This window comes from Actinoplanes sp. NPDC048988 (genome assembly GCF_043197815.1).
Lineage (GTDB): Bacteria > Actinomycetota > Actinomycetes > Mycobacteriales > Micromonosporaceae > Actinoplanes.
In genome coordinates, this window is sequence record NZ_JBICTW010000010.1 from 169,854 (window position 1) to 194,546 (window position 24,693).

General features: G+C 71.8%; 16 protein-coding genes, 1 pseudogene and 1 riboswitch. Of the genes and pseudogenes, 11 read left to right on the plus strand and 6 right to left on the minus strand.

Annotation, left to right across the window (positions count from 1 at the left end; translation table 11 throughout):
- The 3 genes from ACGFJ7_RS28455 to ACGFJ7_RS28465 are packed head-to-tail and all read left to right on the plus strand — an operon-like array spanning position 1 to position 2,896.
- On the plus strand, positions 1 to 981 hold the full coding sequence (locus tag ACGFJ7_RS28455) for an ABC transporter ATP-binding protein (RefSeq protein WP_392644716.1): 981 nt from the start codon (positions 1 to 3) through the stop codon (positions 979 to 981).
- A complete protein-coding gene (locus ACGFJ7_RS28460; RefSeq protein ID WP_392644717.1) occupies positions 978 to 2,081 on the plus strand; it encodes an ABC transporter ATP-binding protein in 1,104 nt (367 codons plus the stop codon). Before ACGFJ7_RS28455 ends, ACGFJ7_RS28460 begins: the two co-directional genes overlap by 4 nt.
- On the plus strand, positions 2,078 to 2,896 hold the full coding sequence (locus ACGFJ7_RS28465) for a hypothetical protein (RefSeq protein WP_392644718.1): 819 nt from the start codon (positions 2,078 to 2,080) through the stop codon (positions 2,894 to 2,896). Before ACGFJ7_RS28460 ends, ACGFJ7_RS28465 begins: the two co-directional genes overlap by 4 nt.
- Positions 2,897 to 2,906: 10 nt before the next feature.
- Here ACGFJ7_RS28465 and ACGFJ7_RS28470 read toward each other — a convergent pair whose 3' ends face one another.
- Positions 2,907 to 3,698 carry an NAD(P)H-binding protein gene (locus tag ACGFJ7_RS28470; RefSeq protein WP_392644720.1) on the minus strand — a complete coding sequence of 264 codons (792 nt, stop codon included), beginning with the start codon at positions 3,696 to 3,698 and terminating at the stop codon, positions 2,907 to 2,909.
- A 61-nt stretch (positions 3,699 to 3,759) separates the two neighbouring features.
- Here ACGFJ7_RS28470 and ACGFJ7_RS28475 point away from each other — a divergent pair, with 61 nt between their 5' ends.
- Both ACGFJ7_RS28475 and ACGFJ7_RS28480 read left to right on the plus strand, forming a co-directional pair.
- A complete protein-coding gene (locus ACGFJ7_RS28475; protein WP_392644721.1) occupies positions 3,760 to 4,590 on the plus strand; it encodes a TetR/AcrR family transcriptional regulator in 831 nt (276 codons plus the stop codon).
- 301 nt (positions 4,591 to 4,891) lie between these two features.
- On the plus strand, positions 4,892 to 5,614 hold the full coding sequence (locus tag ACGFJ7_RS28480) for a HEAT repeat domain-containing protein (protein ID WP_392644722.1): 723 nt from the start codon (positions 4,892 to 4,894) through the stop codon (positions 5,612 to 5,614).
- Between the two features lie 34 nt (positions 5,615 to 5,648).
- Here ACGFJ7_RS28480 and ACGFJ7_RS28485 read toward each other — a convergent pair whose 3' ends face one another.
- Complete coding sequence (locus tag ACGFJ7_RS28485) at positions 5,649 to 6,392, minus strand: GNAT family N-acetyltransferase (RefSeq protein WP_392644724.1); 744 nt, start codon at positions 6,390 to 6,392, stop codon at positions 5,649 to 5,651.
- 52 nt (positions 6,393 to 6,444) lie between these two features.
- Here ACGFJ7_RS28485 and ACGFJ7_RS28490 point away from each other — a divergent pair, with 52 nt between their 5' ends.
- Positions 6,445 to 6,825, plus strand: coding sequence for a response regulator (locus ACGFJ7_RS28490; protein ID WP_360255174.1), 381 nt, complete (start codon positions 6,445 to 6,447; stop codon positions 6,823 to 6,825).
- Here the strand turns inward: ACGFJ7_RS28490 and ACGFJ7_RS28495 are convergent.
- Both ACGFJ7_RS28495 and ACGFJ7_RS28500 read right to left on the minus strand, forming a co-directional pair.
- The gene (locus ACGFJ7_RS28495; protein WP_392644726.1) at positions 6,809 to 7,273 is read right to left on the minus strand and encodes a DUF3291 domain-containing protein; all 465 of its coding nucleotides are present in this window, start codon (positions 7,271 to 7,273) and stop codon (positions 6,809 to 6,811) included. The two genes, ACGFJ7_RS28490 and ACGFJ7_RS28495, sit on opposite strands and share 17 nt — an antisense overlap.
- Before the next feature lie 40 nt (positions 7,274 to 7,313).
- Entirely contained in the window at positions 7,314 to 7,961 is a 648-nt protein-coding gene (locus ACGFJ7_RS28500; RefSeq protein WP_392644728.1) for a helix-turn-helix transcriptional regulator, read from the minus strand.
- A 150-nt stretch (positions 7,962 to 8,111) separates the two neighbouring features.
- Between ACGFJ7_RS28500 and ACGFJ7_RS28505 the strand changes: the two genes are divergently transcribed.
- On the plus strand, positions 8,112 to 10,847 hold the full coding sequence (locus ACGFJ7_RS28505; RefSeq protein WP_392644730.1) for an ATP-binding protein: 2,736 nt from the start codon (positions 8,112 to 8,114) through the stop codon (positions 10,845 to 10,847).
- Here ACGFJ7_RS28505 and ACGFJ7_RS28510 read toward each other — a convergent pair.
- On the minus strand, positions 10,800 to 11,312 hold the full coding sequence (locus ACGFJ7_RS28510) for an Lrp/AsnC family transcriptional regulator (RefSeq protein WP_392644732.1): 513 nt from the start codon (positions 11,310 to 11,312) through the stop codon (positions 10,800 to 10,802). The genes ACGFJ7_RS28505 and ACGFJ7_RS28510 overlap by 48 nt on opposite strands.
- Positions 11,313 to 11,393: 81 nt before the next feature.
- Here ACGFJ7_RS28510 and ACGFJ7_RS28515 point away from each other — a divergent pair.
- The 3 genes and pseudogenes from ACGFJ7_RS28515 to ACGFJ7_RS28525 form a co-directional block, all read left to right on the plus strand.
- Positions 11,394 to 12,203: pseudogene (locus ACGFJ7_RS28515) on the plus strand (DMT family transporter); the annotation flags it as partial.
- A 52-nt stretch (positions 12,204 to 12,255) separates the two neighbouring features.
- Positions 12,256 to 12,786: a Uma2 family endonuclease gene (locus tag ACGFJ7_RS28520; RefSeq protein WP_392644734.1), complete on the plus strand. Its 531-nt coding sequence runs from the start codon at positions 12,256 to 12,258 to the stop codon at positions 12,784 to 12,786.
- 68 nt (positions 12,787 to 12,854) lie between these two features.
- Positions 12,855 to 13,835: an MsnO8 family LLM class oxidoreductase gene (locus ACGFJ7_RS28525; protein ID WP_392644736.1), complete on the plus strand. Its 981-nt coding sequence runs from the start codon at positions 12,855 to 12,857 to the stop codon at positions 13,833 to 13,835.
- A gap of 50 nt (positions 13,836 to 13,885) precedes the next feature.
- Here ACGFJ7_RS28525 and ACGFJ7_RS28530 read toward each other — a convergent pair whose 3' ends face one another.
- Positions 13,886 to 14,698, minus strand: a complete 813-nt coding sequence (locus ACGFJ7_RS28530) for an NlpC/P60 family protein (RefSeq protein WP_360255157.1) — start codon at positions 14,696 to 14,698, stop codon at positions 13,886 to 13,888.
- A 7-nt stretch (positions 14,699 to 14,705) separates the two neighbouring features.
- A riboswitch (cyclic di-AMP (ydaO/yuaA leader) is annotated at positions 14,706 to 14,852 on the minus strand.
- A gap of 408 nt (positions 14,853 to 15,260) precedes the next feature.
- Between ACGFJ7_RS28530 and ACGFJ7_RS28535 the strand changes: the two genes are divergently transcribed.
- Complete coding sequence (locus ACGFJ7_RS28535; protein WP_392644737.1) at positions 15,261 to 24,635, plus strand: LamG-like jellyroll fold domain-containing protein; 9,375 nt, start codon at positions 15,261 to 15,263, stop codon at positions 24,633 to 24,635.
- Positions 24,636 to 24,693 lie beyond the last annotated feature (58 nt).

The following is a 24,693-nucleotide window of genomic DNA, read 5'->3' on the forward strand; positions in this document are numbered from 1 at the left end:
ATGCCTCTGCTCGACGTTCGTGACCTGTCGGTGGTCTTCCGGCGCGACGGTACGCCGTTCACCGCCGTCGACGGGGTCAGTTTCACGGTGGAGCCGGGCCAGGCGGTCGGCCTGGTCGGCGAGTCCGGCTGCGGCAAGTCGGTCACCAGCCTGGCCATCATGGGCCTGCTCCCGCGCCGCGGCAACAAGGTGGGCGGCGAGGTCCTGTTCGACGACACCGACCTGCTCAAGCTGCGCCCGCAGGAGCTGCGCGACCGGCGCGGCCGGGACATCGGCATGATCTTCCAGGATCCGCTGTCGTCGCTGAACCCGGTGATCCCGCTCGGGCTTCAGGTGGCCGAGGTGCTGGAACGCCACCAGGGCAAGCGGCGGCAGGAGGCGCTGCGCGAGGCCCGGAAACTGCTCGACGCGGTCGGCATCCCCGACCCGGCGAGGCGGCTCAAGGAGTTCCCGCATCAGCTCTCCGGCGGCATGCGGCAGCGGGCGCTGATCGCCATCGCCCTGGCCTGCAAGCCGCGCCTGCTGATCGCCGACGAGCCGACCACGGCGCTCGACGTGACCATCCAGGCCCAGATCCTCACCCTGCTCAAGGAACTGGTCGAGGACTCCGGCACGGCTCTCATCATGATCACCCACGACCTGGGCGTGGTGGCCGGGCTCTGCGACACGGTCAACGTGCTGTACGCCGGCAAGGTGGTCGAACGGGCGGCCCGGCACGACCTGTTCGGGGCGCCGCGACATCCGTACACCCATGGTCTGTTGCAGTCGGTTCCCCGCCTCGACGTCGACCGGGGCGGGCGGCTGCACCAGATCCGGGGCTCGGTCAACGACAACATCCCCTGGCCGGAGGGGTGCGCGTTCGCCCCGCGCTGCGACCGGGTGAACGACGCCTGCGTCGGCGAGACGGTGCCGTTGGAACCGACCTTTCGCGGTGGCGCGCTGCGATGCACGAACCCCGTACCGCAGGAGGTGCCGGTGTGAGCGCCCTGGTCGAGATCGACGACCTCAAGGTCCACTTTCCGATCAAGAGCGGACTGCTTCTCAGCCGTACGGTCGGCTGGGTCTACGCCGTCGACGGTGTCTCCCTGGCAATCAAGCGGGGCGAGACGTACGGCCTGGTCGGCGAGTCCGGCTGCGGCAAGTCGACGCTGGGCCGCGGCCTGCTGCGCCTCGTCGAGCCGACGAACGGCACCATCAGCTTCGACGGTACTGACGTCCGTGCGCTTGAGGGCGAACAGATGCGCCGGTTCCGGCGGCGCATGCAGATGGTCTTCCAGGACCCGATGTCGAGCCTGGACCCGCGCCAGTCGGTCGAGTCCCTGCTCGTCGAGGGCCTCAAGGCGCACGGTCTGGACAAGGACAAGGCCGATGTGCGTACGAGGCTGAGGTCCACCCTCGACTCGGTCGGCCTGCCGGCGTCGGCGCTGAACAGGTACCCGCACGAGTTCTCCGGCGGCCAGCGGCAGCGCATCGGCATCGCCCGCGCCCTGGTCCTCGGCCCCGAACTGATCGTGGCCGACGAGCCGGTGTCCGCCCTCGACGTGTCGATCCAGGCCCAGGTGGTCAACCTGCTCGGCGACCTGCAGGACTCGCACGGGCTGACCTACCTGGTCATCGCGCACGACCTGGCGATCGTCCGGCACATCTCGGACACCATCGGCGTGATGTACCTGGGCGCGCTGGTCGAGGAGGCGGACGCCGGCCAGTTGTACGAGCGCCCGCTGCACCCGTACACCCGGGCCCTGCTCTCGGCCGTGCCCATCCCCGACCCGTACGTGGAGGACCAGCGCGAACGCATCCTGCTGGCCGGCGACCTGCCGTCACCGGCCAACCCGCCGAGCGGCTGCCGGTTCCGCACCCGCTGCCCCTGGTCGCAGGCGCGCTGCGCCGCCGACCGACCGGAACTGCGGGTGTTCGACGACTCGGGCCAGCGGGTGGCCTGCCACTTCGCCGAGGAGATCCTGAGCGGTACCCTGAAGCCCCACGAGGTCCACGCGGAGATCGTCCGCCCGGGCTCCGACGCGGCTCCCGGCGTGGGTCCCGAGCTCATCCCGACCCGAAGCGACGTGCCTGCCCCATGATCATGCGCTCCTCCGGAGCACGCCGCCCGTTCGGCCGCCGGGCCTTCGTCGTGGCCACCCTCGCCGCCGTGCTGGGCGGGCTCAGCGGCATCGCGCTCGGTTCCTGGCTGGCCTGGCGCGCCGTGCCCGTCAAGGCTCCCGACGCGGCCACCGCGATCAGCGTGGCCCGCACGGTGCTGCCCGGCCCGTTCGAGGAGCAGGTGAACTACTACGGGCGGAGCACCTTCTGGAACCCGTTCAGCGAGAACACCCTGCACGGCGGCACCGGCGTCCGGGCCGGCCGGGCGGGCGTGACCGGCGCCGCGGGCGGAGCATCGGCCATCGAGCAGCACATGCGCGCCCACGGTTGGCACGACATCTCGGCGGGGACCGCCGAGGTGACGGGCGAACGGGACGGTTATCTCGCCGTCGTCCAGCTGGCGACCGGGAGGCTCGACCTGATGTGGGCCGAACCACCCGGCCACCGGCGCGACACCATCCTCGGCGGCGTGGCCGGCGCCCTGCTCGGCGCGGCGCTCGGCCTGGTCACGGCCCAGCGGATACGCCGCTACGGCCCGCGCCGCCAACGGGTGTACTCGTGGCTCTGCGTGTCGGCGCTCGTGCTGCTGACCCCGGCCTGCCTCGGCAACATCCCCACCTCGACCGGTTCCCTGCTCGCCAACACGAATCGCGAGGGCACGGGCCCCTCGGTGTACTGGGGCGGCTTCGTCATCTGGGGCGCCGAGCCGCTGGCCCTGCTGTCCCCGGTTCCGATCCTGGCCCTGCTCGCGGTCTCCTTCTGGCCGCCCGGCTCCCGGGCTTTCGAGACCGCCTGAACGGCCGGGGTCAGAGAACGGCGCCGACCGGCCGCCCCAGCAGCTTCTCGAGATCGGTGCCGGTGGTCGCGAACTCGCCGCGGCGCGACGCGCGGTACATCCCGAGCATCAGGGCCGCCAGGTGCGGGGGAAGGGTCGCCGCCCACTCCTCGTCGTCGGCGATCACGCGGCGGACGCCGAGCATGCCGGCGATGTCCCGCAGGTCGTAGGCGGCCGGGGCGACCAGCGGGGGAGTCGGGCCCTCGAAGCGCCCGTCCTCGGCCAGGATGATCGCGGCCGCCTCGGCCAGGTCGGCGTGGGTGGTCCAGGAGACCGGTCCGTCGGCCGGCGCCACGATCTCGCCGGTCTCCCGCGCGTTGCCCACCATGAACGCGATCGTGCTGGCGTAGAAGCCGTTGCGCAGCGACGTGAACGGGACGCCGGACTCCCGCAGATACTGCTCGGTGGCCGCGTGGTCGGGCATCGGCGCGAACAGCGAGTCGGGGGCGGCGCCCTGGTGACTGGTGTAGAGGATGCGGCGGGCGCCGGCCGCGCGGGCGGCGTCGATGGCGTTGCGGTGCATGGTCAGGGCTTCGCCGCCGGTCGCGTTGGCCGAGACCAGCAGCACCTGGGTCGCTCCCGCGAACGCCTCGGCCAGGCCGGCCGGGTCGGTGTAGTCACCGCGGCGGACCTCGACGTCGGTGCGGGAGATCTTCTGCGGGTCGCGGACGCTCACCGCGACCCGGTCGGCGGGGACGCGCTCCAGCAGCCGGTCGACGATCTGCGAGCCGAGCTGGCCGGTGGCGCCGGTCACGACGATCATGATGCCTCCTGTTATCGCTGTTGATACCGACGATAACATCGACGATGCTATCGTCGTCATCATGACAAAGGTCACCGGACGCGACGCCATCCGGGCGCGGATCGTCGACGTCGCCGCCGAACTCCTGCGCGCCGAGGGCCCGGCCGCGGTGACGACCCGGGCCGTGGCGGCGGCGGCCGGGCTCCAGCCGCCCGCGATCTACCGCCTCTTCGCCGACAAGGACGCCCTGCTCGACGCGGTCACGCAGCACGTGCTGGCGGCGTATGTGGACAGCAAGGCGGTGGGCGACGGCGACCCGGTCACCGAGCTGCGGGTCAGCTGGGACACTCACATCGCCTTCGGGCTGGACAACGCCCCGCTCTACGGCCTGCTGATCGACCCGGCGCGGCTGGCCACCCCGGCCGGCCAGGCCGGCCAGGCGGTGCTGGCCGAGCGCGTGCGGCGGGTGGCCCGGGCCGGCCGGCTGAGGGTGCCCGAGGCCAGGGCCGTGGCGATGATCCAGGCCGCCGGCAACGGCACCATCATCGCCCTGCTGGCCCAGCCGCCCGACGTCCGCGACCCTCAGCTGGCCGACGCCATGTGGGACGCGATCGCGGCCGTCATCCTGGTCGACCCGTCCTCATCGGCCGGCTCCTCCTCATCGGCCGGCCCGTCCTCATCGGCCGGCCCGTCCTCATCGGCCGGCCCGTCCTCATCGGCCGGCCCGTCCTCATCGGCCGGCCCGTCCTCATCGGCCGGCCCCTCTTCATCGGCCGGCTCCTTCTCGCCGGCCGGTCCCGCCGGCGCCGCGGTGACCCTGCGGGCGGCCGAGCTGCCCACCCTGTCCGCCGTCGAGCAGGCGATGCTGCGGGAATGGCTCGACCGGGTCATCGCGGCGGGGCCGACTGGCTAGGGCGTTGACCACGAACGTTCACCGGGTCAGATCCGTCAGGCGGCCATGGTCCGCGGGCCGGTCCCAGCGTTGCTATCGTTCGCTGCGAGCGGCCATGGTCCGCGGCCGGTCCCAGCGTTGCTGTCGTTCGCTGCGAGTCCGGGCTTGCGCGGTCAGGACGCCGGGGTAGCGGGTCCTAAGTCGACGAACCCCGGGATCAGCGCGTGAGCTGAGCTGCGCTGCGGTGAGGTGATCTCTCTGAGGGGTGGGGACGGGGACATCCCTGGTCCGCACCGGTCGCGCTGCGGCAGACTTCGCGGTCGTGGAGGGGGAGATCGCGAGGCTCATCGGGCTGCTGGACGACGACTCGACGGAGGTCGCTGAGGACGCGAAGGCCGAGTTGATCTCGATGGGCGGTGAGGTCGTCGAGCCACTGGCTGCCGCCGTGCTGTCGTTGGAGCGGTTCGGACAGTTATCCGCGATCGAGGTTTTCGAGCACTTCGGCGATCCCGGAGCCGGGCCTGTGTTGATCGACCTGCTCGGCAGCGAACACGACACGGTGCGTGAATGGTCGGCGTGGGCGATCGCGCAGCTCGGTGTCCGCGAGGCTGCCCCGGCGCTGCGGGCGGCGTACCAACGGCTACGGCTTACTGAGGGCCGTTGGGATGACAGCGAGGCGGTGGCGATGCGTCGTGTGCTCACCGTGCTGGGGGCGCGAGTCGAGGTGATGCCGCCGTTGACGGCGTCGTTACGAGCGCCCGCGGGCAGCTTGGATCACGCCTGGCCGGCCGGCCGGCTGGAGGAGGTCATCAATGAGCTCGCTGATCATCGGCAGGCTGTCTTGTACTTCATGCTGTGGTCGGTCATCGAGGACGGCACCTTCTGGCGTGGTCACGAGACGCTCGATCGAGCGTTCGATCGCGATGCGCCTTGGTCAGCCGTGGTCGAGGCTGCGCGGGAGTCCGCACTGCTGGAGGCGGCCTTCATCCCGCAGCGGGCGAACCTGTTCGCCACCCTGGAGTGGATGGACGAGGGCGATCGGTGAGCGCGCTGTGGACCTGCCATGCGTGGTCACCGCGCTAGGGCAGGTAGAAGCAGCGGTCCGGGTGGGCCGGGGCCAGCTCGAAGCCGAGGGAGTGATGGAGGTGGTAGCCGTCCTGGGTGGGAAAGACGACGGCCTGGACGGCGCTCCCGGCGAGTCGGCGCTGGGTGAGGGCCGTTCCGATTCCTCGGCGGCGCCAGGGTGCGGCGACGCAACAGGCGGCCAGCAGCACGGTGTCGCCGAACTGGAACGAGGTGGCGGCGCCGACCGGAACGCCCTCGTGGTGGGCGGTCCAGTGCCGGATCGGCCGGCCGGGGCCGAACCCGAGGCGGGCGGCCACCTCGACCCGCCGGTCGAGGCCGGCGGGTTCGGGCCACCAGCCGTCCTCGGCGTACACGCTCTGGTTCTCGCGCAGCGCCCGGACGTCGGTCACCTCGCTGATCGGCCACTCGGCCGAGGGTGGTGAAGGCGCCTCGTCCAGCCGGCGGCCCATGTTGTTCCCGGTGCGATCCGGATGGAGTCCCTGGTCGATCAGCCAGGTGGTGGTCGCCGGATCCGGCGGCCCGGTGACGATCACCGAGGCGGGTACGGCCCTCTCGCGCAGCCAATCGACCAGTTCCGGCAGCTCGCGGGCGGAGCCGACGGCGCCGTTCTCGCTGTTGGAGTCCAGGCCGGTCGCCACCGCGAACCCGTCGCCGGCGCTGATCCGGTCGAATCCGCCGTCGGCCAGGTGGCGCAACCAGGCCACCTGGGCTCGCAGCGCCACCTCGGAGATGTCCACCAAGGCAGGCTATCGACCTCGGCCGGCGCCGCATCTGGGCTAGCGTGAAGGCATGTCGGGGTACAAACCGGGAGTTCTGGTCGTCGACGACGACCCGGACGTATTGGCCGCGATGGCGCACATGCTCCAGACCCGCGGCTTCCGCGTGCTGACCGCCGGCGAAGGCGACACGGCCGTCGCCCTGTGCCAGCAGCACGGCGACATCGACGTGCTGGTCGCCGACCTGTCCCTGCCCGGCGACCTCAACGGCAACCTGGCCCGCCGGGTCACCGCCATCCACCCGCACATCAAGGTGGTGTTCGCGACGGGCGTGCCGCGCACCATCGCGCTGGCCATGGGCCTGGTTCAGCCCCAGGCGCCGTACCTGGAGAAGCCGGTCAGCCCGGACATCCTGGAAAGCGCGATCCGCTTGTCCCTCACCTCGCCGCGCTGACCTGCGGTGCGGCAAACGGCTGGCGCAGGGTGAACGCGCCGGCGGTGGGGCCGTCGGCGCGGAGGCGGCCGAGGCGGGTGATGCCCTGGCGCAGGGTGGGGATCGTGCCGGCCGGGATCCACCACAGGACCAGGGCGGCCTCGGTGCCGTGGGGGTGGAACCACTCGCGGCGGCGGCGCAGGTAGTCCAGGTGTTCGGACTGGTAGGCGTACGCCCGCAAATGCTCCGGGGACTCCCAGACGGAAAGCGTGTAGATGCGGTTCGGGTCGTCCGGGCGGGCGATGGTGCCGTCGCCGTTCTCGCCCTCGAGCCGCCAGACGAAGCCGGGTGAGCGGTCGGCGAGCTGGTTCATCCGGGTGAGGCCGTCGACGAACTCGGCCATCGACGGGTCGGTCAGTGGGGCGCGGAGCCGGGCGGTGTTGATCTGAGCCAGGTGGAAGGCGTCCATGGCGTCAGCTCATCAGCCGAGCCGTCTAAAGTCAACGGGATTACTTTTTAGACAGGGTCACGCAGCAGCGGCCGGGCGCGGCGTCCATCCGGGCCGTCCACTCGGCGTCCAGGCCCGACCCGGTCAGCAGGCCGTCGACCATCGCCAGATTCATCCCGCAGATCAGCGGCGGGAACTGCTCGGCCAGCCGGTGGAACGGGCAGTTGCGCAGCACGACGCGGTCCGGGTTCTCCGCCTCGGGCGCGTAGCCCTGCCCGGTCAGCAGCTCGCTCACGTCGGCGGCGGCCGGCCCGGCCGAGCCGTGCCGCCGGGCGACGCCGTACAGGATCTCCTCGGCCCCGGCCTGCTCCAAGGCCTCCGCGAGCAGTTCGGCGGCGGCCCGGTAGGCCCGCGGCGGCACGCTCACCGCGTGTTCCCCCGCGGCCGGCCGGTACAGCTTGGCCGGACGTCCGGCGCCGGGGCCGGTGCGGCCCGAGCGCCGGGCGTACGACACCTCGAGCAGTCCCGCCGCCACCAGCTTGTCCAGGTGGAACGCGGCCAGCGTCCGCCCCGCCCCGAGCGCCTCGGCCACCTCGTCCCGCCCGACCGGCCCGTCACCGGCGGCGACCACCTCGTACGCCCGCCGCCGCACCGGATCGGCCAGGCTGGCCACAGCGTCGAGATCCCGCAGATCGTCCGGAGTCGTCACTCCCCAAGCCTATTGCCAACGCCGATTGGCGCTAGAGCCCGGCGGCGTAACGGCACACCCACGGCCAGAGCCGACCCGCGCCCGGGGTCGGCATCCGGCACGCCGTCGGCGCATCGTCGCCGGTGATCCACTGCGGGCTAGGCTCGGGGCATGCCGGAGGGGAGCGGGCGCGCCGAACTGCGGGGGCGGCGGCGGGAGCGGGACGTGCTCGAGCGGCTGCTGCGTGAGGTGCGCGGCGGGCGCAGCCGAGCGCTGGTGCTGCGAGGCGAGGCCGGGTGCGGGAAGACCGCGCTGCTGGACCATCTGGCCGACCGGGCCGACTTCGCCCGGGTGCTGCGGGCCGCCGGTGTCCAGTCGGAGTCGGAGATCGCCTACTCGGGGCTTCAGCAGCTCTGCGCGCCACTGCTGGGCGAGCTCGACCGGCTTCCGCCACCGCAGCGGGACGCGCTGGCCACCGCGTTCGGGCTCAGCAGCGGTCACGCGCCGGACCAGCTGCTGGTCGGGCTGGCCGTGCTCGGGCTGTTCGCCGAGGCCGGGGCCGGGCGGCCGCTGCTCTGTGTCGTCGACGACGTGCAGTGGATCGATGCCATGTCCGCCGTCATTCTCAGCTTCGTCGCCCGGCGCCTCGACACCGAAGCGGTGGCGCTGGTCTTCGCCGCCCGCACCACCGACGACGGGAACACCCTCGGTGGCCTGCCCGAACTGCTGATCGAGGGGCTGCCCGACGCCGACGCCCGCGCCCTGCTCGACGCGACCCTGACCGGGCCGGTGGACCCGGGCGTACGGGACCGGATCGTGGCCGAGGCCCGCGGCAACCCGCTGGCGCTCATCGAGCTGCCCCGCAACATGTCGCCGGCCGAACTGGCGTTCGGGTTCGGCGGCTACCACCCGATGCCGCTGACCAGCCGGCTCGAGGAAGGCTTCCAGCGCCGGATCGCCGCGCTGCCCGCCGACACCCGCACCGTGCTGCTGGCCGCCGCCGTCGAACCGGTGGGTGACGCCCAGCTGCTGTGGCGCGCCCTCGAACAGCTCGGGGTCGGCCGTGAGGCCGCCGAGCCGGCCCAGGCCGCCCGGCTCATCGACGTCGACACCCGCGTCCGGTTCAAGCATCCGCTGGTCCGCTCGGCCGCCTGGCGCTGCGGGCGGATCGCCGAGGTCCGCGCCGTGCACGCCGCGCTCGCCGAGGCCACCGACCCGGAGCGCGACCCCGACCGGCGCGCCTGGCATCGCGCCCACGCGGCCGACGGCCCGGACGACGCGGTCGCGGCCGAACTCGAACAGTCGGCCGGCCGCGCCCTGGCCCGGGGCGGCCCGTCCGCCGCGGCCGCCTTCCTCGAACGCGCGGCCGAGCTCACCCTCGACGGCGCCCACCGCGGCGCCCTGCTCGTGGCGGCCGCCTCGGCCCGGCTCGACGCCGGCGCGTACTCCCGCGTGCCCGAACTGCTCGGCGCGGCCCAGCTCGGCTCCATCGACCCCCTGCACCAGGCCCGCGTGGAACGTCTACGGGCCCAGGTCACGTTCATGCTCACCCCGGGCCGCGCGGCCGGGCCGCCGCTGCTGGCGGCCGCCCACCGCCTGGAACCGCTCGACCCGGCCGCGGCCCGCGACGCCTTCCTGAGCGCGATCGGCGCCGCCGTCTACGCGGGCCGCTTCGGCGGCGACGACCTGCGGACCGCGGCCCGGGCCGCCCGCGCCGTACCGGCCGCCGGGCAGTCGTTCCCCGACCTGCTCCTGACCGGTCTCGTCTCCTGGATCCTGGACGATCGGGCCACCTCCCGCCCGCTGCTGGAACGTGCCCTCGACGCGCTGAACCCGGCCGAGCACATCGGACTGCTCTGGCTGATCCAGCCGGCCGTGCACGAGCTGTTCCGCATCGACCTCGCGTACCGGCTGAGCGCCGAGGCCGTCGCCCATGCCCGGCGCACCGGTGTGCTCCGGCTGCTGCCGGCCGCCCTGACCCTGCGCTCGGGCAGCCTGCTGTACGCCGGGCGGTTCGCCGACGCCGCGAACCTGCTCGACGAGGGCGACGCCATGACCCGGGCCACCGCCGCCCCGCTGCAACAGTCGGCCGGGCTCGCCCTCGCCGCCTACCGGGGCCAGGAGAAGCCGGCCCGCAAGCTGATCGAGGCCAAGCTGCGCGACGCCACCACCCGTGGTGACGGCCGCCTGCACACCCTGGCCCACCACGTGAAAGCCGCTTTGTACAACGGGATCGGCGACCATCGGGCCGCTTTGGAGGCGGCGCGGGAGGCCACCGCGTACACCGACCTCGGTCTTCCGCATTTTCCCCTGCGCGAGATGGCGGAGGCGGCGGCACGCCTGGGCGAGCGGGAGATCGTGGTCGAGGCGCGGGACCGTCTCGCCGAGCGGACGGCCGACGTGCGTACCCGATGGGCCCGGGGAACTCAGGCGATCGCCGACGCGCTGGCCGATCCGGCCGCCACGGCCGAGGACCGCTACCGCGAGGCCATCGAGCACCTGTCGGTCACCGAGACGACCACAGAGGCTTTCCGGGCCCGATTGCTGTACGGCGAATGGCTGCTCCGGGCCGGCCGGGACGCCGACGCCCGGGTCGAACTGCGCGCCGCCCACCAGGCGTTCACCACCATGGGCGCCGAGGGCTTCGCCGAACGGGCCCGCCGGGAACTGGCCGGCGCCGGCGAGAACGTCCGCCGCCCGGCCGCCGACGCGCGCCGGGATCTGACCGCCCAGGAAACGTCGATCATCCGCCTCGCCGTCGACGGCCGTACCAACGCGGAGATCGGCGCGGCGCTGTTCCTCAGCCCTCGCACCGTCGAGTGGCACATCCGCAAGATCTTCACCAAGCTGGGCGTCACCTCACGCCGGGAGCTGGCCACCACGTGGAAGGGCGCTCCGGACTTGTGAGCCGGCCGGCCTCGCCGGGACCGGCGCCGGTTCCTTGACGGCCTCCAGCCGCAGCAGCGTGGTCAGGCGGCGCGCGCCCACGCGGGTCAGCGAGCGCAGCACCTGCTGCAGTTCGCGGGCGTCGGCGGCGGCGATGTGCAGCAGAACGTCCTCGGGCCCGGTCACCGCGTCGGCCCGCAGGACGGCCGGGATAGCGGCCAGGGCTTCGGCGAAGCGGGCGTCACCCTCGTCGGAGTGCTCGGTGAGGGCCACGAGCACGAACGCCTCGACCCGGGCGCCCGCCTTCTCAGGGTCGACCAGAGCCCGTACCCCGGTGATCACGCCTTCGGCGCGCAAGCGCTGCACCCGCCGCAGGGTGGCCGCCGGCGAGAGCTGGAGCCGGCGGGCCAGCTCGATGTTCGGCAGATCCCCCTCTTGTTGCAGCAGGTCGAGGATCGCGCAATCTTTCTCGTCCAGGGCAGCCACCTTCTTACAATAGTTGCGCGTTCCATGCCGCTGAACGCCCATTAGTTGTGTACGGACGGCGGGCTCGGCACCGTGGCGTACATGGTCAGGAAAGAATGGGCTCTTGTCGCGGTGACCGCGGTCTGGGGCGGCACCTTCCGCGCGGTGCAGAAAGGGCTCGCCGTCGCCGGGCCGTGGTCCTTCGTCGGCCTGCGCTTCGGCGTGGCCGCGCTCGCCCTGGCGGCGCTGTCCCCACGAGCCCTGCGACAGGTGACCCGGCGCGAACTGGCGGTTGGCGCCGTCGTCGGCGTGGCGCTGGCCGGCGGGTACGGGCTGCAGACCGTCGGGCTCCAGTCGATCCCGAGTTCCACGTCGGCGTTCCTCACGGCGCTGTACGTGCCGCTGGTGCCCCTGGGGCTGTGGGCGACGACCCGCCGTACGCCCAGCGCCGGCACGTGGGCCGGGATCGGTTGCGCTTTCGCCGGCCTGCTGCTGCTCACCGGCGCCGCCACGGCCGGGCTGAGCCTGGGCGCGGGCGAGGTGGTGACGCTGATAGGCACGGTCGCGATCGCCGCCGAGATCCTGCTCATCGGACGTTTCGCCGGCACGGTCGACGCCCGGCGGGTCACCGTCGTCCAGGTGGCGGTGTGCGCCCTGATCTGCTTCGCGGTGCGCCCGCTGGCCGGCGAGCCGCTGCCCGCCCCCTCGTGGACCCTGGCCGCGATCGCCGGCGCTCTCGGCGTGGCCAGCGCACTCATCCAGGTCACGATGAACTGGGCCCAGCGCGCGGTCCCACCCACCAGGGCCACGGTCATCTACGCCGGCGAGCCGGTGTGGGCCGCCCTGATCGGCCGCCTGGCCGGCGAACGCCTGACCGCGGGCGCCCTCACCGGCGGCGCCCTCATCGTCGCGGCCGTCATCGTGTCGGAGCTACCGTTCCGCCGCCGGGGTGTAAGAAGTGCCCATGCAGATCACGCCGGAGCAGTACGACGCGTGGACAGCGCAGAGCCGCACGGGCATCGAGATCGTCGACGGGGTGGTCCACCCACTCCCGAGCCCGTCCAAGCGGCACAACCGCCTGGCCAGGTTGCTGGCGAACGCGTGGGACACCGCCGTGGGCCCGGGCTGGAACGCCGACACCAATGTCGAGGTGCGGCTGTGCGACGCTCCGCTGACCAACCTCCGCCCTGACGTCACGGTGTATCGCGCGGACACCATCGACGTCACTCCGACGCGCCCCGAGCACGTACTCCTGGTGGCCGAGATCGTAGCCCCGGGAACGGAGACGACCGACCGGGTCGTCAAGGCGGACCAGTACGCGAGGGCCGGCATCCAGTTCTACTGGCGCGTGGAGCAGGCCGCCACCGGGGCGCCGCTGGTCTACACGTACGTCCTCGACCCGGCCGCCGGCCGCTACCGTGACGGCGAGGTCTTCACCGGCGTCGTGAAGGTGACCGCCCCGTTCCCGGTCGAGGTCGATCTCGGCCGGCTCTGAGGTGTGAGCTGGGCCTTTGTTTCGGCCGGGGGAGGAACAACCCGGCACCGGAGGGTGCTGGAAGGTTGGTGATCGACTCTCGGTTTCAGGTCTCGCTTCTTGACCGGTCCCGTACGCGTGCTGGTGAAGCCGAGGCGGAAGCGCTTCGTGGGACGGTTGCGCGGGCGGCGCGGGCCGAGCGGCTCGGGTATCGGCGGTTCTGGGTGGCCGAGCATCATGGGGTGCCGGGGATCGCGGGGTCGGCGCCGGCTGTTCTGCTGGCGGCCGTGGCCGGGGTCACCGGGACGATCCGGGTCGGGTCGGCCGGGGTGATGTTGCCGCATCATCAGCCGCTTGTGGTGGCTGAGCAGTTCGCGACTCTGTCGGCCTTCGCGCCGGGGCGGGTCGATCTGGGGCTGGGGCGGTCGCCGGGGTTCACCGCGCCGGTGCGGCGGGCGCTTCGGCAGGTGGAGCGGGACTTCGCCGCCGACCTGGGGGAGCTGCGCGGGTTTCTCGACGGGACGTCGGAGATCGGGCTGCATCCCCGGCCGTACGGCGTCGTGCCTTTGTTCGTGCTGGCGACGGGTAGTGGGCTGGAGGTCGCGGCGGCGCTCGGGCTGCCGGTGATCGTGGGTGGCCCGATTCTGCGGGAGGACAGGCTGGACGCGCTGGAGCGTTATCGGCGTGAGTTCCGGCCGTCGGCGCGGCAGGAGCGGCCGTGGGTGGCGATCAGCCTGGACGTGCTGGTGGCGGACACCGCCGCCGAGGCCGCCGATCTGCTCCTTCCGGAGGCGTGGGCGATGGCGCGAAGCCGTACGACCGGGGTGTTTCCGCCTTTGGAACCGGTGGCCGTCGCCAAGGCCGCCGACCGCACGCCGCGCCAGCGGCAATACCTGGAGCAGACCGTCGCGGCGGCCATCGCCGGCACGCCACGGCAGGTGGAGAGCCGGCTCGCCGAGCTGCTTGACCGTACGGGCGCGGCCGAGCTCGTCACCTCCGGCAGCACCTTCGACCGGGCCGCCCTGGCCGCCTCGGACGCGGCGCTGGCGGCACTGTTTCCGAGCGCCTGAACCGCTCCCGCGGCCGGCATCCCCATTGACGCCGGCCGCGGGAGTGGCGGTCAGGCCAGGCGGCGGACCACGTAGTTGGCGTTGAAGATCTTGCGCTTGCTGATCCGGGCGCCGGTGTGGGGCGAGTCGTACATGTACCCGTTTCCGGCGTAGACGGCGGCGTGGTAGCCGTACGAGCCTCGGCGCGAGATGAGCAGGTCACCGGGCTGCTTGGCGCCCTTGCTGATCGCCCGGCCGTACCGCTGCTGGGAGTTGGCCTTGTGCGGCAGCTTGACGCCGACCGACTTGCGGTAGACGTACATCGTGTAGCCGGAGCAGTCGAACCGGTTGGGGCCGGCCGCGCCGTACAGGTAAAGCTTGCCGACGTGCCTCTTCGCCTCGGCCAGGATCTTCGCGCTCCGGCCCGAGGAGACGCGGACGACGGTCACCTTGAGTTTTCCGCCGGTGCGTGCGGCGAAGGCGCTGTTGCCGCTGTAGACGGTGCGGAAGTAGCCGGTGACCTTCGGCGCGGGGGTGAAGGCGACGGTGCCCTTACTGGTGAGCTTCTTCGCGAACCAGGTGACCCACTTGCCGTTGCGGTACGCCTGGAGCCGCACCGTGCCGGAGTTGACCGCGGCGCCGTTGGCGGGGTTCCGGTAGGAGACCGTGATCCTCGTCGACCGGCCCATGGCGATGGTGCGGGCGCTGATCGCGGTGCGGATCGAGACCTGTTTCTTCGCCGCGGCCACGGCCGCGAGCTGTGCGGTGGAGATCGGTGCCGCCGTGGCGCTGGAGGCGGCGACCAGTTGCCCGGCGCCCAGGCTCAGCGACAGGGCGATGGTGCCGGCGGCCATGCGGCGCCGGCTCGAACGTTGTTCGTGCACGGTAGGGAGATCCTTCCGGCACGCCTGCGAGGTTAGCTGTCGGGTTCGGGCGGGAAGGTTGCCCGGCCGCGCGGAGCGGCTTCACCCCAAGGCCCACTGCGTACGTGAGCCGATGGTGGTTCCCCCGTCCCTGCCCCGGATGCCTTCATGGTGTTCTGAACGCTCATGGTCGCGGCGATCGGCCCGGGCAGGGCTCGGCGTGAGCCGGATCGACGCGAGTCGGCCAATGGGTGCGGCCGGCCTCACCTTGCTACACCCCGATCTGCCGTTCCCGTGACGAAGGCGGAATGACCCTCAGTAGTTGGCATGCTGAGCGCCGCCCCCTTTCGCCGGTTCCATCGGAGTTTCGGAAACGGATTGTAGCTGTCTGACTACGGTGCGCTTATCCGACTCGGTGAAATAGCGCACATGATTTTTTGGCCGACGGCGCTGGTCGTTCGGCCTGTTCGAGATCGTTCCGAACAGTACGGGCCCGGCCCGAACACTAGCCGGGCAGTCGATCAAGCGGCTCCACTGTGCACGGCGCGCAGAACGCGGCCATGACGATCGGGGACGGAGTGCCATGGCCGCCGGACGACGAATTCTGGGCTTGTTCGCGTCGATGTCGCTGACCATCAGTGGGGCGGTCCCGCTCCACCTGGCCGGCGAGCTGGAACGCGGGCCGTCCGTCGTCTCGATGCTGGGATCGCTGAAGGCGTACTTCCAATCCCCGCCGACGGTGGCCGCCAAACCCGTCCCGCGGCAGCTCGACGGGGGGCCGCTGCGGGCCGGGCCGGCCTCCGCCGCCGACACCCGGGCCGACGGGGGAGCGGGGCGTAAACCCGGCAAGGGCGTCGGCGCTCTGCCGCCCGCCAGCCGGCCGCAACGGCAGGTCGAGAAGTCCACCAGCCCGAAGATCGTCGCCCGCGGGGCCGCCGCCGCGCTCGCCGCCGCCGGCAACGTCGCGCCGCAGATCGACGCCCAGTACCCCGGCACCGGTGCCACCGTGCCCACCCTGACGCCGGAGCTGATGGTCACCGGCAACGATCCCGACGGTGGCCCGAACGCCACCACGTACGCGTTCACCGTCACGAACGCGGCCGGCACGGCCGTGGCCCAGTCCGGCACCCGGTCGTCACGCAGTTGGACCGTGCCGGCCGGGGCGCTCAAGTGGGGCCAGACCTACACCTGGACGGCCACCGCGAGCGACGGCGCGGCCGTGAGCACGTCCCAGGAGACCAACGCGCTGCTGCCCCGGTTCCCGCAGTCCCTGATCACCATGAGCCTGTCGCAGAACGGCGATCGCGGCTTCGACCCGGACACCCGTAACTACACCACCACGGTCACCGACGTCACCGTGCCGACCGTCGGGCCGTCACTGGCCATGGACCGTTTCTACAACACGCTCGACGTCCGGCGGGACACCGCGTTCGGCGCCGGCTGGTCGAGCATCCTGGACGCCAAGGCGACCGAGGCGCGCGATCGGGCCGGCGCGCTGCAGGGCGTCGTGGTCACCTACCCCAACGGGCAGGAGGTCGGCTTCGGCCGCAACAGCGACGGCTCGTTCGTGCCGCCGCCGGGGCGGTTCGCGACCTTCACCGCGGTCAGCGGGGGCTATCGCCTGATCGACAAGGACGGCACGGCGTACGTGTTCACCGCCGCCGCCGGCGCCGGCCGGTACCGGATCGCCTCCATCACGGACGTGCAGAACCGCGCGCTGAGTTTCCAGTACGCCGACGGGCGTACCAAATCCATCACCGCCGCCTCCGGCCGTCGCCTGTGGATCGACTGGATGTCCACCGGTTCGGGGCGATGGCACGTGCGGTACGTCAGCACCGAACGGCTCGACCCGGACGACCCGGAGACCAGCTACACCCACGAGTACCACTACGGGCCGGACGACGAGCTGACCCGGGTCTGCCCGCCGCACAACGACGGCAAGTGCACGGCGTACGAGCACACGTCCGCCTCCCAGCATCCGTCCATCGTCGCCAACGCCGGCCCCGACGCCTACTGGCGCCTGACCGACACCGGCGGCGCCACCGCGACCAGCGCCGTCCTGGCCAACCAGGGCCTGGACAACGGCGGCTACGTCGATGTGACGCTGGGCCGGCCCGGCCCGCTGACCGGGGCGTCGGCCACCGCGGCCGCGTTCAACGGAACGTCGTCACGAGTCGAGCTCCCGTCGCCGCTCGGCGCGTCGGCCGGCGTGCAGTCGTTGTCGCTGTGGTTCCGGGCCGAGCCCGGCAACCGCGGCGTGCTGTACGGCTATTCCGCCGACCCGGTCACCAAGTCGAGCACCACCGGCCACTACACGCCCGCCCTCTACATCGGAGCCAGCGGCCGGCTGCACGGCGGCCTGTGGGACGGGTCGAAGACGACGATCGCCACCCCGGCCGCCGTCGACGACGGCCGCTGGCACCAGGCCGTGCTGGTGGCGGGCGCGGGCAAGCAGTGGCTCTACCTCGACGGCGCCGAGGCCGGCACGAAGACCGGCGCGCTGGCGATCTCGGCGTTGTCCGGCGCCACCCGGCGCTACCTGGGCGCCGGCTTCAACGGCAACGGCTGGCCGGACCAGCCCTCGTCGGCCGCGGTGCCGAGCTTCTTCAAGGGCGAGCTGGCCGAGGCCGCCCACTTCGACCGCCCGCTGACCGCGGACGAGATCGCCGCGCTGTACCGTTCCGGCACCACCGACTCGCACCCGGTCATCAAGATCCTGCGCCCGTCGGGGAACGCGACAGCGGCCATCGACTACGACCGGGCCGACGGCACGGTCAGCACGGTCACCGACATCAACGGTGGCGTGTGGCGGCTCGGCAAACCCACCACCTCGGGCTCGAGCAAGGTCTACCGGGCCGCGGTGCTGGCCGCCCGGCCGGCCGACTACTGGCGGTTCGCCGAGTCGGGCACCTGGCGGCCGGTCAACGAGGTCATCGGCGACGACGCCCACTACAGCGACGTCGGCCTGGGCAACACCGGCGGGCCGTTCGAGGACAAGGTCGCCTCCTTCGACGGCGAGGCGTCGTACGTGGCGCTCGGCGACGGCAACGTGCCGCGGTCCGGGCCGGTGTCGGTGAGCCTGTGGTTCAAGATGAACGCCGGGGCGAGCACCGGCGGCGTGCTGTACTCGTTCCAGTCGCACGAGATCTGGAACGATCCCGACGAGGACACCGACGCCTGGGTGCCGGCCCTCTACGTCGGGCGTGACGGCAAGGTGCGCGGCCAGTTCTGCTACTGCGACGGCGCCACGCCGATCACCACCGGCGGCACGGTGAACGACGGTCAGTGGCACCACGTCGCGCTCGCCGCGGGCACCGGCAGCACCACGCTCTACCTCGACGGCCGGCCGGCCGGCACGGTCGACCGCACCGTCGAGGCGACCGACGCCTGGAACCCGTACGTCGGCGCCGGCACCACGCTCAACTGGCCGTCGGCGGCCGCGGACAGCACCAACGGCTTCTTCCCGGGTTACCTGGCCGAGTTCGCCTACTACCGCTCGGAACTGTCGACCGCCCAGGTCAAGACGCAGTTCGACGCCCGCGCCAAGACGCCGGGACCGCCCGTGAAGACGGTGATCACCACCGATCCGGGCGGCAAGTGGCTCACCGACGTGCACGAGCTCGACACCGACCGGAAGATCTCCTCGACCGACGCCCTCGGCAAGACCACGAAGTACGGGTACGACTCCGGCGGCTTCCCGCGCACCACGACCGACCCGAACGGCGCGGTGACCACCGAGGAGCACGACGTCCGCGGCAACGTGGTCTCCACGACCACCTGCCAGGACCAGTCCGCCGGCCGGTGCTCGACCGTCTACAACACCTACTACCCGGACGCGACCACCGCCCAGCTCACGCCCGATCCGCGCAACGACGTCCTGCTCACCATGCGCGACGGGCGCTCGTCGTCGGCCACCGACAACCGCTATCTGACGACCTACACGTACGACACCAAGGGCAACCGGACGGCGGTGACCGACCCGCTCGGCCGGGTCACCCGGACGGCGTACTCCGACGGCACCGGCGCGGCGACCGGCGGCGGTCTCGTTCCCGCCGGCCTGCCGACGTCCATCACCACCCCGGCCGGCAACCGGCAGACCATCGCCTACTACAGCAACGGCGACGTGGCCGCCCGGACCGAGCCGTCGGGCAAGCGCACGTCCTTCGTGTACGACCTGGCCGGGCGGGTCACCGACGAGACGGTGACCACGTCCACGTACCCGCAGGGGCGCACGACGTCCTACGGCTACGACGCGCTGAGCCGGGTGATCTGGAAGGTCGAGCCCAAGGTCACCGACCGGATCACCGGGGTGGCGCACACCGCGGCGACCTCGATGGCGTACGACGTCGACGGCTATCTCGTCGAGCAGCACGTGCAGGACAGCACCGGCGGTGACGCCGGGCGCACCGTCTTCAGCGTCTACAACGCCCACGGGCAGCAGGCCGAGACCGTCGACTCCACCGGGCACAGCACCTTCTACACCTACGACGCGTTCGGCAACGTGGTCACCGAGACCGAGCCGGACGGCGACGTCACCCGCAACACCTACGACGCCGACGGGCAGCTGACCTCGGCCGTGCTCGAGGACTTCACCGGCGACCCGAACAACCCGTCGCCGGCCCGCGACGTGACGGTGCTGACCAAGACGTACGACCCGGCGGGCCGGCTGGCCACCGAGGCCGACGCGATGAACTGGGTCACCGCCTACACCTACACCGACAACGGGCTGAACGGATCGACCACCCGCCGCGACCCGGCCACCGGCGCCTCCTTCGTGGTCGAGCAGAACACGTACGACGCCGCCGGCAACCTCACCGAGCGCAAGACCAACAACGGCGTCACGGTGACCAGGTACGCGGTCGACGCCGCCGGGCGGACCACCTCGTCGACGCTCGAGCCGGACGGCGTCAACCAGGTCACCGAGCACGAGTACAACGGCGACGACGCGCTGACGGCGACGAACCGCCGGGCCGGGACCGGGCCGGTGCTGGAGCGGATCGGCTACGCGTACGACGGGGCCGGCAACCAGACGTCGGAGGCGTTGTGGCTGACCGGCGCCGACCGGGCGGCCCGCTGGAAGCTGGACGGGCTCACCGAGGGCCGGGCCGCCGACGAGGTCGGCAACGGCAAGCTCACCCCGGCCGGCGGCGTCACGTTCTCCGCCGAGCGCGGCGGCGCGGCCGTGCTGAACGGCGCCGACGGCCGGCTGACGAGCGCCGCCACGCCCGTCGACACCACCCGCGGCTTCACCGTCGCCGCCTGGGTCAAGCTCGGCGCGACCGGGCAGACGCGCCAGGCCGTCAGCGCCGACGGGCTCAAACAGAGCCCGTTCCAGCTGCGCTACGACGGCCCGGCCAACCGGTGGCAGTTCATCACCAGCCAGTACGACACCGCCTCACCGGCCGCGGTCGCCTCCACTTCCACCTCGGTGCCGTCGGCCGGAACGTGGACCCACCTGACCGGCGTGTACGACGCCGACGCCCAGATGATGCGGCTCTACGTCAACGGCTCCCTGCAGGACACCGACGCCGCGGCCCGCCCGTTCGGCTCCTCCGGGGGTGTCACGGTCGGCGCCGGGCGGTGGAACGGCGCCGTCACCGACTTCTGGTCGGGCCAGATCGACGACGTTCAGCTCTACCAGAAGGCGCTGAGCGCGACCGAGGTCGCCGCGGTCCGTGACGGCGGTGGCCCCGGCGGCGACGCGCGGGTCATCCGGACCTCGTACCGGCTCGACGAGGACGGCCTCGTGCTGGCCTCGACCGATCCGAACGGCGACACCACCGACTACACCTACGACGAGGCCGGCCGGCCCACGGTGGTCACCGCGCCGGCGGCGATGACCGAGACCGCGGGCACCCAGCCCGTCGCGGCCCGGGCGGCGACCACGACCGGCTACGACACGTACGGCAACGCGGTGGCGGTCCGGAACGCGGCCGGCCATGTCACCACGACCCGCTACGACGCGGCCAACCGGCCGATCGCCACCGTCCTGCCCACCTACACGCCGCCCGGCGGCGCCGCGGTGACGCCCCAGTCCACCCGTGCCTACGACGCGCTCGGCCAGCTGAAGACGGTCACGGACGCGCTCGGGCGCACCACCTCGTACACCTACGACCAGCTCGGCCGCGTAGCGACCGAGACCGCGCCGGGCAACGCGGTCACCAGGCACACGTACGACCTGGCCGGCGACCCGCTCTCGATCACCGACCCGACCGGCGCCGTCGACACGGCCACCTTCGACTACCTGGGCCGAAAACTCACCAGCACCGAGGTCGTCCGGCAGGACAACGCCAACCACACCACCCGGTACGGGTACAACGCCGGCGGCTGGCTCGGGTCGGTCACCTCGCCGGCCGGGGTGACCACCTCGCAGACCTACAACGCCACCGGCCAGGTCGTCTCCAGCACCGACCAGGCCGGCAGCGTCACCAAGCTCTACTACGACGGGCTCGGCCGCCAGAACGTCACCATCCTGCCCAACGGCACCGAGACGGGCCTCGCGTTCGACAAGGCGGGCCGGCCGGTGGAGACCTACGAGCTCGCACCGGACGGCGACTACCTGGCCGGCACGTTCACCGAGTACGACCTGGAAGGCAAGACCACCGCCCAGGTCGACGAGCGCGGCACCCGCACGACGTTCACCTACGACGCCACCGGCCTGCTGACCTCGGAACGGCAGCCGGTGTCGGCCACCGAGGCGATGCAGACCAGCTTCGGCTACGACGCGCTGGGCAACCGCACCCGCTTCACCAACGGGCGCGGCAACGCGTTCTACACCACCTACAACGCCATGAACCTGGCCGAGTCGGTGATCGAGCCGCCGACGGCGCGCTATCCCGATCCCGCCGATCGCACCTTCACGCGGGCCTACGACGCCGCCGGACAGGTAGCCACCGACCGTTCGCCGGGCGGAGTCGTCGTCGGCTACGAGTACGACGCCCGCGGCAACCTGACCCGGCAGACCGGCGCCGGGGCGGAGGCCGACACCACCGACCGAGTCTTCGGCTACGACGCCGGCGACCGGATGACCTCGGTCTCCGCGCCCGGCGGCACCGACACCTTCGCCTACGACGACCGGGACCTGCTGCGCGGCACGACCGGTCCGTCCGGCGCCGGCACCTTCAGCTACACGCCCGACCGGAAACTGGCCGGCCGGACCGACGCGTCGGGCACCACGGCCTACACGTACGACAACGCCGGCCGGCTGCGCACGCTGACGAACCAGACCGCCGGCCTGTCCGCCGCCTTCGCCTACAACGTGCTGTCCCAGCCGGCGTCGATCGCGTACGCCGGCGGCAACACCCGAACCTTCGAGTACGACGATTTCCGCCGGCTGTCCCGCGACCAGCTGCACACGTCGGCCGGGACCGAAGTGGCCGCGATCGACTACGGCTACGACAAGAAGGGCAACCTGACCGACAAGACCACCACCGGGTTCGGCGGCACCACCGAGAACTCCTACACGTACGACCTGGCCGACCAGCTCACCTCCTGGAACAACGGCGTCACCACGGTCCGCTACGAGTACGACCTGGCCGGCAACCGCACGAGGATCGGCAACCGGACGCTGGCCTACGACGCGCGCGACCAGTTGACCTCGTCGAGCGACGGCACCCAGTACACGTACACCGCACGGGGGACGCTGGCCCAGGCGGTGGTCAACGGCACGACGACGCTGACCCGCAGCAACGCCTTCGGCCAGGCGATCAGCCAGCAGGCGCCCAACGGCGGCGGCACCCAGACGTACGCGTACGACGGCCTGGGCCGGGTCCTGCGCACCGGATTCAGCTACAGCGGCCTGGGCAACAACCTCGCCACGGACGGCACCACCGGGTACGTACGGGACCCGTCCGACGATCTGTTCGGCACCGGCAACGGCCGGTACTCCTACACCGACCAGCACACCGACCACGTCGGGCAGTTCACCGGCGCCGGGACCACGCTGACCGGCTCGGCGATGTTCGACCCGCTCGGCAAGCCGCTGCGCGCGACGGCGATGAGCGGCTCCCTCGGCTTCCAGCAGGAGTGGACGGACAGCAGCACCGGGCGGGTCAACATGCACGCCCGCTGGTACAACCCCGACACCGGCCAGTTCGACTCGCGCGACTCGGTGGCCAACAACCCGGTTCCCGACCCGGTCAGCGCCAACCGGTTCGCGTACGCCGACAACTCGCCGCTGCTGGACACCGACACCACCGGCCAGTGGCCGGACATCTTGAAGAAGACCTTCAAGAAGGTGACCAAGGCCGTCACGTCGATCCCGATCGTGAAGGTCGCCGTGCAGGCGGCCAAGCCGTTGGCCCAGCGGGTCAAGAACACCTCCACCTACAAATCCCTGGCCAGCACCACCAAGAACCTGAAGACCAAGTGGGACCAGGGCAAGAAGTGGATGGGCACACAGGCGGCCCGGGCCAAGCAGCACTACGACCAGGGCGTCAAGAGACTCAAACAGCAGGGCGCCGCGGCGATGCGGACGGCGACCAAGGCCGTCACCAATCCCGCGGCGGCGATCCGCGACGCCAAGGCGTTCGTCAAGAAACACAAGGACACGCTGATCGAGATCGCCGCGTTCGGCGGCGCCATCCTGGCCGGCCTGGCCTGCACGGCCGCCACGGCCGGAACGGCCGCGGTGGCCTGCGTGGTCGGCTCGGCGGCGATCATCAACCTGGCCAAGGACGCGGGCCAGGGCGACATCAAGAACTTCGGCGACATGGCCCAGTCACTGGGCTCCGGAGCGGTGACCGGCCTGCTCGGCGGCCCGTTCGGCGGTCAGGTGGTCGGCAAGCTGGTCGGCCCGCTGGTCACCAAGGCCGGGGCCGGCCTGGGCCGTACCCTGATCAGCAAGGCCGGCGACGCCGCCCTCTCCGGCGTCGAGGACGCGGTCAACCAGTTCATCACCACCGGCACCATCGACCTGAAGCAGGTGGCGATCACCGCCGCCACCGACGGCATGATCCCCGGCCGCAGCAGCAAGGGCAAGCCGAGCAAGGGCGCCACCCCCGACACGACGGCCGCCCCCGACCCGTCCCGGCCGGCCCCGCCACGCGGCTCCGACATCTCACCGGCCAAGACGGCCCCCGAACACGTCTCGAAGCCCACCGTCAACCGCGGCGGCGAGGCGGGCCCCCGGGCCCCGACCGGCCGGAAGGCCCAAGATTCGGCATCGGACGGCGGTTCGTGCCCGGTCTCGTTCAGGCCCGAACCGCACAGTTTCGCCCCGCAGACCCGTGTGCTGATGGCGGACGGCTCCACAAAACCCATCAAGAACGTCAAAATCGGCGACCGGGTACGCACCACCGACCCCGACACAGGCCTGACCGGCGCCCGCGTCGTCACAGCCCTGCATGTCCACCGTGACACCCACCTGACCGACGTCACGGTCGCCACCAAAAACGGCCGAGCGGTCCTGCACACCACCCAGAAACACAAGATCTGGAACGCCACCACCGGCGACTGGCAGGAGGCGGCCCAACTCACCCCCGGCACCCGCCTGCACACGGGTACCACCCCCGCATCCGTCGTGGCAAGCCGCACTTTCGCCGGCGCCCAGCCGATGCACGACCTCACCGTCGCCGACCTGCACACGTATTACGTGCTCGCCGGCACAACGTCGGTGCTCGTACATAACTGCGGTGGGCGCTGGAAATTGGGCGAAGATTATTCCAAGCCCAATAAAGATGGTGTTGATCCGTCCATGTCCACCATGCGCAAAAGGTTCTGGAAAAATGAAGCTGCGGAGCCGGACGCCGCAGATCAATATGAAGCCGCAAACATCAGCCGCATGAAACGTGGAATGGCTCCTCGGCGCCAGCGCGAAGATGGATCGTGGGAATCAATGGAGCTGAGCCACGAACCGATTCCCGAGCGAGATGGTGGTATGTTGCTGACACCTCGGTGGCCAGAGGATCACGTCCTCATGGATCCTGGCGGACACCGTAGGCTCCCGCCCGGTTACTGATGCCGTGAAGAGGGGCGGTGCTGGAACCCTTGGCGTGGCGCTCAAGTGCTGAGTTCGA